At 48.1% G+C, this 16,736-nt stretch carries 16 protein-coding genes; 7 read left to right on the top strand and 9 right to left on the bottom strand.

The genetic code is table 11. The features are described 5' to 3' along the window. Positions 1–194: 194 nt before the first annotated feature. Both obgE and EDD67_RS12090 read right to left on the bottom strand, forming a co-directional pair. Complete coding sequence (gene obgE / locus EDD67_RS12095) at positions 195–1,475, bottom strand: GTPase ObgE (RefSeq protein ID WP_093072708.1); 1,281 nt, start codon at positions 1,473–1,475, stop codon at positions 195–197. Positions 1,476–1,509: 34 nt separating this feature from the next. Continuing rightward, a complete protein-coding gene (locus tag EDD67_RS12090; RefSeq protein WP_093072709.1) occupies positions 1,510–2,055 on the bottom strand; it encodes a Spo0B domain-containing protein in 546 nt (181 codons plus the stop codon). A gap of 153 nt (positions 2,056–2,208) precedes the next feature. On the opposite strand from EDD67_RS12090, the gene EDD67_RS12085 reads away from it, so the two are divergent. Both EDD67_RS12085 and EDD67_RS14010 read left to right on the top strand, forming a co-directional pair. Continuing rightward, positions 2,209–3,168 (top strand): agmatinase family protein, encoded by a 960-nt coding sequence (locus tag EDD67_RS12085; RefSeq protein ID WP_093072710.1) that lies wholly within the window; start codon positions 2,209–2,211, stop codon positions 3,166–3,168. Between the two features lie 76 nt (positions 3,169–3,244). Further along, a complete protein-coding gene (locus EDD67_RS14010) occupies positions 3,245–3,409 on the top strand; it encodes a hypothetical protein (protein ID WP_154718747.1) in 165 nt (54 codons plus the stop codon). 212 nt (positions 3,410–3,621) lie between these two features. Here EDD67_RS14010 and hemY read toward each other — a convergent pair whose 3' ends face one another. The 4 genes from hemY to EDD67_RS12065 form a co-directional block, all read right to left on the bottom strand. Then, positions 3,622–5,070, bottom strand: a complete 1,449-nt coding sequence (gene hemY, locus EDD67_RS12080; RefSeq protein WP_093072711.1) for a protoporphyrinogen oxidase — start codon at positions 5,068–5,070, stop codon at positions 3,622–3,624. Between the two features lie 8 nt (positions 5,071–5,078). Then, entirely contained in the window at positions 5,079–6,014 is a 936-nt protein-coding gene (gene hemH, locus EDD67_RS12075; RefSeq protein ID WP_093072712.1) for a ferrochelatase, read from the bottom strand. Between the two features lie 54 nt (positions 6,015–6,068). Continuing rightward, a complete protein-coding gene (hemE, locus tag EDD67_RS12070) occupies positions 6,069–7,112 on the bottom strand; it encodes a uroporphyrinogen decarboxylase (RefSeq protein WP_121439185.1) in 1,044 nt (347 codons plus the stop codon). A gap of 134 nt (positions 7,113–7,246) precedes the next feature. After that, entirely contained in the window at positions 7,247–9,415 is a 2,169-nt protein-coding gene (locus EDD67_RS12065; protein WP_242005934.1) for a transglycosylase domain-containing protein, read from the bottom strand. 169 nt (positions 9,416–9,584) lie between these two features. Here EDD67_RS12065 and EDD67_RS12060 point away from each other — a divergent pair, with 169 nt between their 5' ends. Both EDD67_RS12060 and EDD67_RS12055 read left to right on the top strand, forming a co-directional pair. Next, positions 9,585–10,358: a cytochrome c biogenesis CcdA family protein gene (locus EDD67_RS12060; RefSeq protein WP_307723720.1), complete on the top strand. Its 774-nt coding sequence runs from the start codon at positions 9,585–9,587 to the stop codon at positions 10,356–10,358. Between the two features lie 95 nt (positions 10,359–10,453). Further along, a complete protein-coding gene (locus EDD67_RS12055; protein WP_093072715.1) occupies positions 10,454–11,638 on the top strand; it encodes an amidohydrolase in 1,185 nt (394 codons plus the stop codon). 95 nt (positions 11,639–11,733) lie between these two features. Here the strand turns inward: EDD67_RS12055 and EDD67_RS12050 are convergent, their stop codons facing one another. Beyond that, the gene (locus EDD67_RS12050; protein ID WP_121439155.1) at positions 11,734–12,945 is read right to left on the bottom strand and encodes an ABC transporter permease; all 1,212 of its coding nucleotides are present in this window, start codon (positions 12,943–12,945) and stop codon (positions 11,734–11,736) included. After that, a complete protein-coding gene (locus EDD67_RS12045; protein WP_121439156.1) occupies positions 12,938–13,684 on the bottom strand; it encodes an ABC transporter ATP-binding protein in 747 nt (248 codons plus the stop codon). The genes EDD67_RS12050 and EDD67_RS12045 overlap by 8 nt, the downstream gene beginning before the upstream one ends. A 154-nt stretch (positions 13,685–13,838) precedes the next feature. Between EDD67_RS12045 and EDD67_RS12040 the strand changes: the two genes are divergently transcribed. Next, complete coding sequence (locus EDD67_RS12040) at positions 13,839–14,273, top strand: HIT family protein (RefSeq protein ID WP_242005947.1); 435 nt, start codon at positions 13,839–13,841, stop codon at positions 14,271–14,273. 96 nt (positions 14,274–14,369) lie between these two features. Then, a complete protein-coding gene (gene serC / locus EDD67_RS12035; RefSeq protein ID WP_121439158.1) occupies positions 14,370–15,452 on the top strand; it encodes a 3-phosphoserine/phosphohydroxythreonine transaminase in 1,083 nt (360 codons plus the stop codon). Between the two features lie 220 nt (positions 15,453–15,672). On the opposite strand, the gene EDD67_RS12030 is transcribed toward serC, so the two are convergent. After that, positions 15,673–15,894, bottom strand: coding sequence for a hypothetical protein (locus tag EDD67_RS12030; RefSeq protein ID WP_123875847.1), 222 nt, complete (start codon positions 15,892–15,894; stop codon positions 15,673–15,675). A gap of 210 nt (positions 15,895–16,104) precedes the next feature. Between EDD67_RS12030 and EDD67_RS12025 the strand changes: the two genes are divergently transcribed. Next, positions 16,105–16,689 carry an HTH-type transcriptional regulator Hpr gene (locus EDD67_RS12025; protein WP_121440227.1) on the top strand — a complete coding sequence of 195 codons (585 nt, stop codon included), beginning with the start codon at positions 16,105–16,107 and terminating at the stop codon, positions 16,687–16,689. Positions 16,690–16,736 lie beyond the last annotated feature (47 nt).

The raw sequence follows: 16,736 nt of genomic DNA, 5'->3' as shown, positions 1-16,736 counted from the left end.
TCCGACGCCTCCGGGAAAGCAAGAGACGAAGATCCGTATTCGGCGGTCTGAGACCGCCGAATACTAGCTGAGTCCTTGCCCGGGGCAAGCGGAGGTTAGTGGCTGCGTGGCTTATGTCAAAATAATAATTTGTCTGCAATCTGAAATGCCGATATGTGATATCGGCATTTCAGCAGCTCTTTATCCGCTTTTATTTATTCTACAAATTCGAATTCATGATCAAGAATCCGGACGGTATCGCCGTCTTCGGCGCCCATGTCCCGCAGTTCTTGGTCAATGCCCAGCTTGCGCATTTTTCTTGAAAAACGCTGTACAGAATCATGACGGTTAAAGTCGGTCATCTTAAACACTTTCTCTATTTCGTGACCTGTGATCGTAAAGCCGCCGTCATCATCTTTTTCGATTGCATAAGGCTTTTCTCTCTCAACGTATGAGTAGACGACACGTTCCTCTTCTTCTTCTTCATAAAGCGGGAATTCCGGTGTCGCTTCAATCGTATCCATCGCTGTGCGAATCAGGTCGTCGATTCCTGCATTTGTCGCAGCGGAAATCGGGAAAATCTGTACATTTTCACCGACTTGTTCACGAAAAAGTTCAAGATTATCTTCAGCACCCGGCAGATCCATTTTGTTCGCTGCAACGAGCTGCGGACGCTCGGGAAGCCGTAAATTATACTGTTCCAGTTCTTTGTTGATCGTCATGTAATCATCATACGGATCGCGGCCTTCCATCCCGCTCATGTCGATGACGTGGATTAATACACGGGTGCGTTCAATATGGCGAAGGAATTGGTGTCCAAGGCCGACCCCTTCATGTGCGCCTTCGATCAATCCCGGTAAATCAGCGAGAACAAAACTTCGCTTGTCATCTGTTTCGACTACGCCGAGCTGCGGTTTAATCGTTGTAAAATGATAATCTGCCACTTTCGGTTTGGCGCGCGAAACAATTGATAGAAGCGTAGATTTGCCAACGCTTGGAAATCCGATCAATCCGGCATCTGCCAACAGTTTCAACTCAAGCACAATCTTTTTTTCTTCGCCGGGTTCACCGTTTTCAGCGATTTCCGGCGCCGGATTTGCCGGTGTCGCAAAGCGGGCGTTCCCGCGTCCGCCCCGGCCTCCGCGGGCAATGACCGCGCGCTGACCGTGAACAGTTAAATCAGCTAAAACTTGGCCTGTCTCTTCATCTGTGATTGTCGTCCCCGGCGGAACTTGAATCTCATAGGCCGCGCGGCTTTTTCCGTGTTGTTTTTTCGTGCGGCCGTTTTCGCCGGGATCGCCTTTAAAATGGCGCTTATAACGAAAATCCATCAATGTGCGCAAGCCTTCATCAACGACAAAAACAATATCCGCTCCGCGGCCTCCGTCGCCGCCGGCCGGACCGCCCGCCGGAACATATTTTTCTCGGCGGTAAGCAACCATTCCGTTGCCGCCGTCACCGCTTTTAACATAAATCTGTGTCTTATCGACAAACATATTCTTTCACCTCATTATACTCCTGTAAGCGGCTTTACACCGCTTCATTAATCGGTATTTCAAACGTCACGAAGGACTCTTGCTCCTCAATAGACCACTCGCTGATCAACGGCGAAAACGCGTCTTCAATTCGTTTCTTTTCCGTATATATGCTCCCGTTCAAATGGAGCAAACCGGCAAAGTGACAGGACAGTTTCCGAGTGCCGTCATCACTTAGCATCAGCTGCAGATCATTGTGCTCGCCGGAGAAACAAAACTGCTCAAAAAAATCGGTCAGCTCACGGAAAAACGCCTGAAACGGGCGGTCGTATCCCGTCCAAACCGTCTCACAAACCACATCGCACTGCAAAGTAAAACTGTAACCCTTCCAATTAAATGTCAACACATCTTCGGCAAATCCGGGAATATTTAAATTGCTGAGTTTACTCTCGTTTTGCGCTGCATTGATCGTTTCGTTTATCACTTCTCTCGCTTTTGATACATCGCCGATGTCGATATATCCGCTGATCAGCTGCAGCCGGTTCAGCCAGTCATGTCTGTAATGGCGGAGAAGGTTAATCGGGTCCCGCTCCTCTGACATATTAACACTCCTAAGTTCAGATGAAACATCCTCATATATAATAGCATATTCAGGCAAGTAAACGGAACGTTTTCTCAATAACAGCAGAAACCGTTTGTCTGTTAAACTTGAAGGGAATACAAAGATAGAAATCACAATGAGGAGGATCTATTTATGGCAGATGATAACATCTACGGAAATACACCGACGTTTCTCGGAGCAGAAAATTTGGTTAAACATCCGGAAAAACAAGCGGATACCAACGTGCTGATTTACGGTGTTCCGTGGGAAGGGGCTGTCACATGGGGAGAGTATACAGGCTGTGAGCTTGCACCGAAAGTGATCCGCCTCGCTTCTGCCCGCTACAGCGGCTACTTGCCGGAACTCAGTCATATAGATGTATTTGAACACTTGAAATTAGGCGATCTTGGGGACTTCTCTGTCACCCCGGCCGAACCGGAAAAAACGATGAACACGATCGAATCCGAAGCGAAAAAAATCTGGCAGACGGATCAATTTCCGATCGCTTTCGGCGGCGATCACGGGATTACGTATCCGATTGTTAAAGCGCTCGCCGAACAAACCGGCAAAACCGTCGGGATTATTCACCTCGACGCTCATTATGACAACAATGAACACTCTCAAGGCGATCCTTACGGCCGAGGGGCCCCGTTCGCCCGTCTGTATGAAACAGAAGGCGTTGTCAATCAATCGCTCGTTCATATGGGCATTCACGGCCCGCGCAACAAACCGGAGAACGGACGTCTCGCGCAAAGCGTCAACGCCGTCACGATGACGCTTGAAGACATCCGCAGTAAAAAACACCCGCGCGCTGCTGCATTAGAAGCCTATGAGCTGGCTTCGAAACATAGCGACATCGTTTATTTAAGCATTTGCAGCGACGTGCTTGATCACGCCTATAACCCCGGCGGCCCTGTCGACGGAAACGGCCTGACGTCGTATGAACTGCTGTCGATCGTTCATCAAGTAGCTTCCTGCGGGATTGCAGGAATGGATTATGTTGAAGTTTATCCGCAACAAGACCAAAACGACTTCAGTTCTCACTTCGCCTCATTTGTCAGCCTTTATGCGCTGGCCGGACACATTCGTTCGTTAAAGCAAGATGAGGACTGACTGCCGACTCGTTCAAGACTCGGTAAATAAAAAGACTGCCAAGCAAAGTTGGCAGTTTCAAGTTGTTGACACAGTCATGACATCGATCGATGTCATGTTAAAAGGAACGGATGACTACGCATCGTCCGGCTTCTTTCCGCGGGCGAGCGCCGAGCCGCTTCGGGCTGACGCCCTGCAGGGTCTCGCCTGTCTCGCTATTCCGCAGGAGAAAGCCGGGATGCTGGGTCATCCTCTTTTTTGAAGCGAGTGTATTCATAAAAAAGAAGCCATGCATCCACTCCTCCGACGCCTCCGGGAAAGCAAGAGACGAAGATCCGTATTCGGCGGTCTGAGGCCGCCGAATACTAGCTGAGTCCTTGCCCGGGGCAAGCGAAGGGTAGTGGATTCATGGCTGACATCAAAATATAGTTTGTCTACAGTCTGAGACTGCCAACCAAAGTTGGCAGTCTTTTTTTATGATAATCGTTCGGTTGTGACTAGGCGTTCTTTCATAAGGGTATTGACCGCGTTTTTTCCTTGATCGATACAATCAGGGAGGCCGATCCCGTCGAAGCTCGCTCCAGCAGCATAAATCCCCGGATAGCGGGCAGAAAGTTCACTGCGAAAAGCGGCAATCCGCTCGCGGTGTCCGACTTCATATTGCGGCATCGAATCGTTCCAGCGCCGTATTCTTGTAAAAAGAGGCTCTCCCTCGACTTGCATGATCTGATTTAATTCCTGCAAGACGATGTCGCTGATGACACGGTCGCTTTCATGAACGATCTCTTCATCGCCGACTTTTCCGACGTAAGCGCGCAAGAGCGCGTATCCTTCCGGGGCAGAATGAGGCCATTTTTTATGCGTCCATGTGCACGCTGTAATCCGGTAGTCCGAAGTTTTCGCAACAACAAAGCCGGTGCCGTCAATATCTTTTTTCACCGCCGACTCCGGAAAAGCCATCGCTACGGTCGCAACAGTCGTTGACGGCATATTGCCAAACGCGTCGGCAAATTTCTCTTCGCGGAACAGCGAATAAATATGCTGATGCGGCGTGGTTAAAATCACATCATCGACAAGATCTGTTTCGCCGCTGCTCAAGTAAAGGCGGTAGCGGCCATCGGATGCTGGGGCAATTTGCTCTAAGCCGGTATCTTTATGAACAGCGCTCGCATCGAGAGTTTGCTCGATACCGTCGACCATCGATTGAAACCCGTTTTTATACGCTAAGAACATGCCTTTCGGCTTTGCTTTTTGGCCGTTTTTCTCCGTCTTTGCGGCTCCGCTCTGCCTTTTCGCCATCGACGTTTTCATGCCGATGATCAGACTGCGGTACTTTTCCTCCAGCGTCTGAAAGTGCGGAAAGGTCGCCTGCAGACTGATCTTGTCTATATTCCCGGCATAAATTCCGGATAATAGCGGGTCGATCATGTGATTGACGACTTCATTGCCGAGACGTTTGCGAAAAAACGTTCCGAGCGAAATGTCTTTATTTTTTTTCGTCACGCGCGGGCGGATCAAATCCATGGCTGCCCGCGCTTTTCCGATCGGTGAGAACAGCTTCGTTGAGACAAACGGCCCCCACTTTGTCGGGATGCCCATGACGGCCCCTTCCGGCATCGGATAAAGTTTTCCTTTATTAAGAATAAAAGCGCCCGAGCGGTTATCGACAAGCTCATCTTCCATCCCGATCTCCCGGGCCAGTTCAATCATGCTTGTTTTCCGTGCTAAAAATGAATCCGGCCCTTTTTCAATCACAAAGTTATCCGTGTAGTCCGTTTCAATCCGGCCGCCGAGACGGCTGTCTTTTTCATACAGCACATAGTCCGCATCGGTTCGTCCGGCATTGATCTCTTTTTGTAAGTATAAAGCGGCAGAAAGACCGGTCATCCCGCCGCCGATAATTGCAACCTTTCGCTTCGCCATGCTTGACATCATCCTTTAGCTGCCAATGTTTTTTCGACCGTATTTGCAAGCGCATCGATAAACGGTTTTTTCGCATTCGGCATCGGCGGACGATAATAACTTGCGCCGACTTCATCAGTGACCACTTTACATTCGTAATCGTTATCGTACAGTACTTCGAGGTGATCAGCTACGAAACCGACCGGACAGTACATATACGCTTTATAGCCGTGTTTCTCGTGCAAGTCACGGGTTAAGTCCTGCACATCGGGGCCGATCCACGGATCCGGTGTATTTCCTTCGCTTTGCCAGCCGATTTCATAATTTTTGATCCCGGCCTTTTCTGCAATCAAACGAGCTGTCTCTTTTAACTGGTCCGGGTAAGGATCGCCGCCGGCAAGGATTTTTTCCGGGAGACTGTGCGCAGAAAAAATGACGACGTGGTGATCTTTTTCTTCTTCTGTCATTTGTTTTTGCGTATCCAAGACAGCATTAGCCCAATATTCAATGAATTCCGGTTCATCGTACCAGCTTTCCACACTTGTTATTTCAGGGCCGTTGATGCGTTCAGACTCTTCAACCGCGCGGCCGTTGTAAGACTTTACGCTGTAAGTCGAATAATGCGGCGCCAGTACAATGCTGATTGCTTCTTCAAGACCGTCCTCTTGCATCTCTTGAACAGCATCTTCTACAAACGGTTCAATGTGTTTCAGTCCTTGATACGCCTTGAAATCGATCTCTGTAAAGCGCCGGTTCAGTTCAGCTTCCAATTCTTCCATTTGCTGATCGGTGATCTTTGCCAGCGGCGAGATACCGCCGATCGCTTCATAGCGCTCCGTCAGGTCATCAATCTTTTCCTGCGAAGGCTTTCGGCCTTTACGAATGTGCGTATAAAACGGTTCAATTTCTTCCATCTTTCGCGGTGTTCCGTATGCCATTACGAGCAGTCCCATTTTTTTAGCCATCTCAAATCACCCTTACTCTTTTGTAGTCTCAACGATCTCCTGTTTTTCCAAAAATCAGCGCGAGAGCTTTTCGGCTGAGTACTCATGTACAAACGATGTCAGCTTACGCAGCGTTTCCGGCTGAATTTCCGGAAAAACCCCGTGGCCGAGATTAAAAATGAAGCCGTTCTGCTGCATCCCTTGATCGAGGATCGCTCTTGCGCGGTCTTCAATCACTTGCCAAGGAGCCAGCAATACGCTCGGATCGAGATTTCCTTGCACAGCTTTTGATATTCCATCCCGGCGCGCCTCGGCAATCGGATAACGCCAATCAAGACCGACGACATCCAAGTCAAGTTCATGCCAGTCGGCAGCTAAGTGGCGGGCACCGACACCAAACATAATCAGCGGGACACCGGTCGGTTTCAGTGCGGCAAATATTCTTTGCATAACCGGCTTAACAAACTCTTGATAATCAGCTTGATTGAGTGCGCCGACCCACGAATCGAAAATTTGGATCACTTGTGCTCCGGCGTTAATTTGTGCTTTGACGTAGGTAATCACCATATCGCCAAGCTTGTTCATCAAGGCGAACCAAGCTTCAGGCTGTGCATACATCATCGCTTTTGTTTTATTGTAATTTTTCGACGGACCGCCTTCAATCATATAGCTTGCGAGCGTAAAAGGGGCGCCGCTGAAGCTGATTAACGGGACGGAAAGCTGCGTGCGGAGAATCTTAATGGTTTCAAGCACGTAATCAACATCTTTTTCCGGTTGCAGCTCCGTCAGTTTCATCACGTCATCGAGTGATGTGATCGGATCGGGAATGACCGGACCGATACCTTTTTGAATCGTCACATCTACCCCCATCGCCGGAAGCGGGGTCATGATGTCTTTGTATAAAATCGCGGCATCATTGTTGTATTGGTCGACCGGCAGCTTCGTTACCCAGGCACACGTTTCCGGCATTTGCGTAATTTCTTCTAAACTGTATTTCTTCTTCAGTTCGCGGTACTCCGGCTGCGAACGTCCCGCCTGGCGCATATACCACACCGGCACATGCGATACGGGTTCCTTTCGAATTGCCCGTAAAATCTGATCGTTAAACCTATCACTCAAATCCTTCACCTCATTATTCATGCTCTTATCGCTCGTCATTGACTATCCTTTTGCATTTTACACCAATTGACGCTAAAAATGAAAGCTGAAGGTGTTATCCTTCAGCTTTCATTAAATTTTTCAGATCCGGAAGATTATGACGCTTCGCCGGATGAGAAAAGCGAGTACCCCGCCTCTACAACGTTCGACGGTTCCCCTTCTTCTTCAGCTTGCGGGTTGTACGGCACGACGACAAAGTCAGACGAACCAAAGTAGCCCTTTTTCACGGTATATTCGCCGGTGCCGCGCACTTCTTCAATCAGCTCGCGCCCATCGCCGTCCATTTCATAAATTCGGTATTTCAACCGATTATCTTCGCTTTCCGACCAAGTCAGTTCAATCTCTTGACCGGTCAAACTCATCGATACGTCCGCCTCGAGATCTTGAATATTTACAAGCCGGATCGGTTCCTCCAAGTCTCTCGTTTCATCCGGCTGCTCAAAGGCTGTTGCCCGGTTATCGATTGAACTGTAGGCATCGGTCAGGATCGCTTTCATCATTGCGGTCGGCAACGCGCTCGATTCATACATCCGGTGGTCTTCATCGCTGGAATCAAAGCCCATCCAAACTGCACCGGTGAACTCGGGGGTAAAACCGGAAAACCATAAATCACGCGAAGCTCCGTCTGTACCTTCCAATTGCGTCGTGCCGGTTTTCCCGGCAAGCGGCCCGTTGAACGTTCCCGCTGTTCCCGTCCCGTCATCGACGACAGCTTCGAGCATCCGGGTGATATCCCATGCTGTCTGTTCACTGTATATCTCCTTTTCTTCTTCTTCACGCTGGACAATCGTCTCGCCGTCCCGGTCAGTAATGGATTCAATAAAGTACGGTTCGCTGTACGATCCGCCGTTAATAAACGTTCGGTAAGAAGCTGCCAGATCCAGCGGGGTGATCCCTTCCGACAGACCGCCGAGCGCCACACTTAAACCTTCGTCGGCAAACGTGATGCCCTGTTCTTCAAGGTAAGGTTTAGCCTGGTCAAGGCCGAGTTCGTTTAAGGCCCAAACAGCGGGGACGTTCGCTGAATCTTTTAACGCATCGTACACCGTACGTTCTCCCTCATACGATTCGTTAACGTTTCGCGGGCTGTATCCGTCAAAATCCGTCGGTTCATCTTTTAGCAGAGAATACGGTTCAAAGACATTTTCTTCTAAAACCGGGGCATACACAGCAAGCGGCTTAAAGGTTGAACCCGGCTGACGTTCTCTGGTCACACGGTTCAATCCTTTTCGTTCATAATCGCGGCCGCCTTGCACCGCTGCCACACCGCCGGTATCATTGTCCAAAAAGACCGCGGTTCCTTGAACTTGCTGTTCCGGCCCGCCTTCCGGATAGTAGCTGCCGTCGGTCATCTTATGATACGTTTCCTCCTGCATAGCGGAATCCATCGCCACTTCAATCGTATAACCGCCGCTCAAAACTTCTTCTTCGCTTAACCCGTGTTCATTTTCCGCTTCGTTCAGAATCATATCGACATACGTGTTATACGCCGGGTTAGACGTCCATTGCGTCATTTCGGACGGAAGCGTCCGCCCTTTATAAGACACCGCTTCTTCTGCTGTAATATAACCGTTTTGTTCCATAACATTTAATACGAGGTTTCGGCGATCAAGGCTTCTCTCTTCATCCTGAAACGGGGAGTAATTGTTCGGGCCTTTCGGCAGCGCCGCCAATAAAGCGCCTTCATGGACTTCTAATTCACTGACGTCCTTATCAAAATACAGCTTCGCTGCCGATTGAATGCCATATGCGCCGTGTCCAAAATAAATTTGGTTCAAGTACATCCCCAACAGTTCATCTTTCGTATAGCGTTTTTCCAAGTTGATTGCAATCAGCGCTTCTTCCGTTTTTCGCATTAGCGATTTTTCCGGCGACAAAAACGCATTTTTCGCTAGCTGCTGGGTGATCGTGCTTCCGCCTTCATCCATGCTGCCGGCCAGCAAATCGCGGTAAAGCGCTCTGCCGATCGCCCGAAAATCTATTCCTGTATGATCATAAAACCGCCTGTCTTCAACAGCGATAAACGCATCTTGAACATGCTCCGGCACATCATCCAAATCAACAAGCTCGCGATTTTCCGCGAACATCCTTGTGATCATTTCCCCTTCGCTGTCTACAACAGAGGTCACCTCACTCATCACCAATTCCTGTTCATCAATCGCATAATTTCCGAATAATATCATTCCGGCATATACGGATGCCCCGGTAAAAACCACGCCGACAACCGATGCAACGGTCCATAATAATTTCTTTTTCAAAGCCACCGTGTTCACCTCATTTGTTATCTTTCAATACTTGATTATAACGGAAGAATGCCGTTTACGATAGCGGCGGACCCTGATACCCTGGGCCGTTTGCTGCAATTCAAGTCGCCGGCCTTCTCATCTGTTTTCAAATCTTGTATAGTAGAAATGTACATAAGCAGGCAAGTTTTTGAAAGGTCAGGTGTCAAGCAACATGGTTGTTCTCAGTGCTCTCGTCGTAAACGAATTAACATTTCTCTCTTTATGGGTCGCTCTTTTTGCCGGTTTAGTTTCATTTTTATCCCCTTGCGTCTTTCCGCTCGTTCCCGCTTACGTCGCTCAGCTGACCGGAACCGGAATGAACGCTAATGAAATCGCTGCCGACAGAAAACTGATCTTTTCAAGAAGTATCGGTTTTATCCTCGGTTTCACATCGATTTTTTTGATCATCGGGGCGGCCTCATCGATGATCGGTTCGGTCTTTCTCGGCAACCAACAGCTGCTGCAGCAGCTCGGCGGAATCGTGATCGTCATGTTCGGATTGCAGCTGCTCGGTGTATTTAATTTTCAGTTTTTAATGGGCGATAAACGATTAAACGCCCCGAAAAAATCAGCCTCATTCGGCCGCTCAGTCATATTCGGACTGATTTTTGCAGCCGGGTGGTCTCCTTGTATCGGGCTTGTTCTCGGATCGATTCTCGCTTTAGGGGTCGGTCAAGGCGCTGATACAACCGGAATGATGGTTCTGCTCTTGTTTTATTCTGTCGGAATCGGTTTTCCGTTTTTAATCGTTTCAATGCTTTATGCAAAGTCCCTCGATAAAGTGCGAAACATTAACCGCTATTTGCCGATCATTCAAAAGACGAGCGGCGCGATCATGATTTTATTAGGCGTGTTGTTATTTACCGGAATCTTTGCCCGGATGGCGGCTTACTTAAGTCAGTATATCCCATTTGGCATTTGAATCGAATTTGCGAAATAAGCGCACTTCCGCTACGATTGTCATAAATCTGTCCCCTCTGTTCGCTGCAGAGGGGTTTTCACACTTGAAAAGAGAGGATGATTGCCGTGTATAAACAAATAGAAGAGCTGTTGGAAAACGCTTTTGATGAAATGGTTGATATTCGCCGTTTTCTTCATCAACATCCGGAATTGTCGTTTGAAGAAACGGAAACACCGAAATACATTGCCGATTATCACCAAAAGCTTGGTCACACCGTCCGTACAAACGTCGGCGGACGCGGGGTTGTCGCCGAACTCGACAGCGGCAAAGAAGGCCCGGTTATTGCCTTGCGGGCTGATTTCGATGCCTTGCCGATGCAAGACGCAAAAGACGTGCCGTATAAATCGACAGTTCCCGGTGTCACCCATGCGTGCGGCCACGATGCGCATACCGCTCTGTTACTTGTACTGGCGAAAGTCTTAAACGAACATCAAGCCGAGCTTAACGGCAAAGTAGTGTTTATTCATCAATTTGCTGAAGAAGTGATCCCAGGCGGCGCCATTTCGATGATTGAAGATGACTGTCTTGAAGGTGTAGACGAAGTTTACGGCACGCACCTTTGGGCAACGACGCCGACAGGAAAAGTGGAGTACAACGAGAACGCGCTGATGGCCGCTTCCGACCGTTTTACGATTGAACTGCAAGGAACCGGCGGGCACGGCGCTCAGCCCCATAAAACGCGTGACTCGATTCTCGCCGCGACGCGGATCGTTGATGCGCTCCATCATCTCGTCAGCCGACAAGTCGATCCGCTCGATTCAGCTGTTCTCAGTATCGGCAGCTTTGAAGCAGAGAACGCCTTTAATGTCATCGCTGACAAAGCGGTTTTAAAAGGCACAGTCCGCACGTTCAGCGAAGAAACGCAAACGCACTTAATTGATGAAATCGAACGGACGGCTGAGTCGATTGCGACCGCGTACGGGACTCAAGCAGAAGTCAGATATGTGAAAGGCTATCCGGCGCTGATAAACGATGCTGCAAAAGCTGAAAATATTCGAGCAGCGGCAGCTTCAATCAGCGCGATCGACGAAGTGATCCATGCCTCACCGCAAATGGGCGGCGAAGATTTCGCTTATTACCTCCAGCACCGGCCGGGCGCTTTCTTTTTCACCGGCGCTCAGCATCCCGACTGGGAAACAACATATCCGCACCATCATCCGAAATTCGATATCGATGAACGTTCGATGCTGAATGCGGCCAAAGTGCTTGGAAAAACGGTGGTCGATTCGATGGCAAGATAACGTCAAGCTCCACGTGTTTCAACGTGTATCGATGTGAACTCCTCCCTCAACAAAAACGCCAGCTCGATCATCTCATGTGATCGAGCAGGCGTTTTTTAGGTTCGGGACTTTTTCGGCCGCACCTTAACAGTGTAAAACATCAGAGTCAAACAAATGACCAATACACTGGCGAAATCATAAAGCTCACCGGTAAACAGCGTCATCACACTGAAGACTGCCGCCTGCACTCCGAGCAAAAGTACAAGCCAATATCTCAGTCCCTGCTGTTTGATCTCATCTGACAGCGGAAAAAGATCAGGCATCTGCTTCGTATCGTAATGCCTTGCCAGCGTTTCCAGCTGCAGCGCCGTCATATAAAAGAACAGCCCGGCCACAAACCAAACGCCCCACGACACGTCGACGCCGAAGATGAAAATCACCCCTAATAACATCAGCCGGAGATAGATTCCGAAATAATCATTCGCCCGAAAAAACGAGCGGCCGAACATATACTTATACACGTTGCGCTGCCGATACGTAATGAAGTTGAAGAGCGGATCGATCAACCGCCGGCGTTTCACCGTATTGTTTAGGCGCGGGACGTCGGTAAAGCTGTTCGCAATCCGGTAAAATGTCATAACTGTCGCGTTTTCAATCGCAACGAGCCTTTCCCACTTAAGCGTAAATACGTGCTCAATTTTTTTGTAATACGTAAAGTAAAAAACCGTCAATGCGCCGCCTAAAATCAGCATGATCCACCACTCTTGCCCGGAAAAGAGCAAGTAAACGATTAATAAGTTGACGGCCAGACGCATCCATTGGTGTTTTCGATAGGCCCATTTATCTAAAATCCGCTGTTCTTCAAACGAACAGACTAAATTCCACAGTTTAAGCAAGCTGAGCGCGATAACGGACCCGAGCCAAACTGCCCCGCCCTCTGCGATTCTGTCAAAGAAAAACGGCGTGAGCAGCATGAAAAGAAACACCGTCCAAAACGTTTCCATCAGCCAGCTGTACATAATCCCTTTTCTGAAATATGGTTTTAAACGTGATTCTAACGGAAGCAAATAAATGAGATCCGCTTGTTGAAAAAACGTCCGCACCCTGCCCCGGGTCATCATCCACGTGATGACAGCGGTCATGAAAAGCACAGCCGGGAAGGTTTCCGGCAGCCATTGTAAAAATTGACCGTAATAATAGCTGCCGAAAATAAACAGCAAGTAAATCGTAAATAAAAATCCGCTGTTGCCGATCAAGCGTAAATAGCGGATGGCCATTTGCCAGAAATCGCTTCGGCGCCGATCAAAAAGGCTGACGATATCATTCATCGGACTCTTCCTTTGTCACCTCGACATAAATTTCATCCAGATCTGCCCCCGGCATATTTGCTTGAGCCCTCATTTCATCAAGCGTGCCTTCCAGCACGATCGTCCCGTTATGCAAAAACAAAAAGCGGTCACAATATTTCTCGGCAGTCGCAAGAATATGTGTGCTCATTAAAATCCCGCACCCGTCATCGCGGAGCTGAATCATCCGATCCAAATACGATTTAATTCCAATCGGGTCGAGACCGACAAACGGTTCATCCGCTATATATAACGGCGGTTCAATTAAAAAAGCGCTCATGATCATCACTTTTTGCCGCATCCCTTTTGAAAAATGGCTCGGAAACCAATTTTTCATCTTGGTCATGCGAAACTCTTTCAACAGATGCTCAGCCCGCACGTGAAACTCCGCTTGCTCCAAACCGTAAGCCATCGCCGTGATCTCTAAATGTTCCCAAAGTGTCATTTCTTCGTATAACAGCGGCGTTTCCGGTATGTAAGCCATATTTTGCCGAAACATATGCATATCGTCAAAGATGGTTTTTCCGTTCAGGCGGATTTCTCCCTCGATCGGCTCGATCAATCCGAGAATATGTTTAATCGTCGTGCTTTTGCCTGCCCCGTTCAAGCCGATCAAACCGACCATTTCATACGGCTTTACAGAAAAGTTCATTTCACGTATGACCGGTTTGTTCCGTTGATAGCCGCCTGTCAGACCATCTACATTCAGCAATTCCGTCATCAAGGTGCCTCCTTTTGCTCATCGATCTATTCTCGTTTACTATATCGGAATTATTCGGGCTTGAAAAGCAATGAAAAAACATTTAAGGTAAATACAAATGACAGTTGAGAACGTTTATAACTGTTGGATACCAAAGAATAAAGAGGTGAATGAATTGGCACAGCACAGCGATTGTATATTCTGTAAAATCGTCTCCGGCGACATCCCCGGGGCAAAAGTTTACGAAGATGAGCACGTTTTGGCTTTTTTGGACATTAGTCAAGTAACAGAAGGCCATACGCTCGTCATTCCTAAAAATCATCAAGAAAATATTTATGATTTGACTGAAGATGACGCTTCGCACGTGTTTCAAGCTGTTCCCAAAGTAGCCCGCGCGCTGAAAGAGTCTTTTAACATCAGCGGGTTGAACATGCTGAATAACAACGGTGAATTTGCCGGACAATCCGTGTTTCATTTTCACGTCCATCTGCTCCCGCGCTACGATGAATCAGACGGTTTTGCCGCGAAATGGCACACTCATGCTGATGATTACAGCGCTGAAAAACTTCAAGACATCGCCAAAACGATCGAAGCGAATATTCAAGCATAGCCTCTTTATACGGAAACTATTCCGTATTTTTTTCGAGAATCGTCTTCTGAATATTCCAACAGTAAAACCAATTTTACAAACAGGAGTGAACACAGAGTGACACAAACGTATAATTTCAATCCCGGTCCGGGACCTATTCCGAATGAAGTTCTTGCTAAAGCACAACAAAACATGTTCAACTTTGAACAAACCGGCATGGCTGTCATGGAACTGAGCCACCGCAGCGCCGCCTATGAACGCGTACATTTCCATGCGATGAATACGTTGCGCGAGCTGCTCGACATTCCTGATGATTTTTCTGTCTTGTTTTTACAAGGCGGAGCCTCTCTGCAATTTTCCATGCTGGCTAAGAACTTTCTTTCCGATAACAAAGCAGGCGCCTATGTACTGAGCGGCTCATGGGCTGAAAAAGCGCAGAAAGAAGGCGCCGCGATCGGTGAAATATACACAGCAGCAGCTTCTTCCAGCCGGACGTACGCCGATGTACCGGTGTTCGACCCGGCCGATCTGCAGGAAAATACCGCCTATGTTCACTTAACTTCGAACAACACAATTTACGGAACACAGCTGTCAGACTGGCCCGCCTGTGAGCAGCCCGTTTTTGTCGATATGTCCAGTGACATATTAAGCCGCCCGATTCCGTGGGACCGGGTTGATCTTGCTTATGCAGGCGCGCAAAAGAACGCCGGTATGGCCGGTGTAACAATCGCAATTATCCGCACAAGCCTGCTTGATCAAGCTTCCGGTTCTTTGCCGCCGTCGCTCTCGTACAAGCAGCATGCAGATAAAGATTCACTGTATAACACACCGCCGACTGGAGCGATTTATATCACGAGTCTCGTGCTCGATTGGATTAAAGAACAAGGCGGAATTACCGAAATGGAAAATCGGGCAAAAGAAAAAGCCGCTTTGATCTACGACGTGATCGATCGCTCGAACAGTTTTTACAGCGGTCATGCTGATAAAGATTCCCGTTCATGGATGAACATCACGTTCCGTCTGCCTTCGGAAGAACTCGAGAAGAAGTTTTTGAATCAAGCTTCCGAACGCGGATTTACAGGGTTAAACGGACACCGTTCTGTCGGCGGATGCCGTGTTTCCAATTACAATGCCGTTCCGAAAGAACACGTGGAAATTTTGCGCGACTTCATGCTTGAATTTCAGCAAAATCATTCATAATTTATTTAAAATCCGTCCCTTAGCAGGACGGATTTTTTAGACTGTAGACAAACTATATTTTTATGTCAGCCATGAATCCACTACCCTCCGCTTGCCCCGGGCAAGGACTCAGCTAGGATTCGGCGGTATCGGGCCGCCGAATCCGGATCTTCGTCTCTTGCTTTCCCGGAGGCGTCGGAGGAGTGGATGCATGGCTTCTTTTTTTATGAATACACTCGCTTCAAAAAAGAGGCTGACCCAGCATCCCGGCTTTCTCCTGCGGGATAGCGAGACAGACGAGACCCTGCAGGGCATCAGCCCGAAGCGGCTCGGCGCTCGCCCGCGGACTAGTAAGACACGGCGAAGTCTTATTGAGCCGATGTCGCAGTGATACCTTCAGGTGAAAGAAGCCGGACGATGCGTCGTCATCCGTTCCTTTTAACATGACATCTAACGATGTCATGACTTTGTCAACACTCTGTAAAATCCGTCCCTTAGCAGGACGGATTTTTGTGAACATTTTGTGAAATTATTTGTCAGAAAAATATGAAATGTTATTGAGCACAAATGTTTTATTGTGTTATGATGATGTTATCATTTTGCCGATAAAATAATGAAAATTCCGACGACTGCCAGATTGAACACATAATACTTTACCGATTGGAGGACAACTATGGATCAACATGACCAAGATTCCGTCAAACAGTCCATTATGTACAGCCACAAAATTGCCCAATTAAGCAAAGCATTATGGAAATCGATTGAAAAAGACTGGCAGGCTTGGATTAAACCGTTCGATTTAAATATTAATGAACATCATATCTTATGGATCGCCTATCACCTTGAGGGTGCATCCGTATCAGATATTGCCAAATTCGGGGTAATGCACGTATCGACCGCATTTAACTTTTCAAAAAAACTTGAAGAACGCGGACTGTTGACGTTTTCTAAGCGTCACACAGACAAACGAAATACGTATGTGTACTTAACACCCGAAGGCGAAAACCTTTTATTAGAAACGTTTGAACATTATAATCCGCAGACATATGCGATTTATGAAGGGTCGCTTCCGATCAAAGAGCTTTACGGGAAATTTCCTGAGTTTGCTGAGCTGATGAGTATAGTTAAACATTTATACGGACCTGACTTCATCCGCATTTTTGAAACATCAATGAACAAGTTCGAAGAAGATTTTACAGTATCAAACGACAAACTTGTCCCGGTACAAAAAAACAACCAAGAAGCTTCCTCTTCCTAGTCTTCTCCCCCGCCTGCTGCTCAGCCAGGCGGGTTTTTTATGTCCGT

The sequence above is a fragment of the Salisediminibacterium halotolerans genome (genome assembly GCF_003814815.1).
GTDB classification, from domain to species: domain Bacteria; phylum Bacillota; class Bacilli; order Bacillales; family Salisediminibacteriaceae; genus Salisediminibacterium; species Salisediminibacterium halotolerans.
This window is presented reverse-complemented; position numbering and strand designations above follow the sequence as displayed.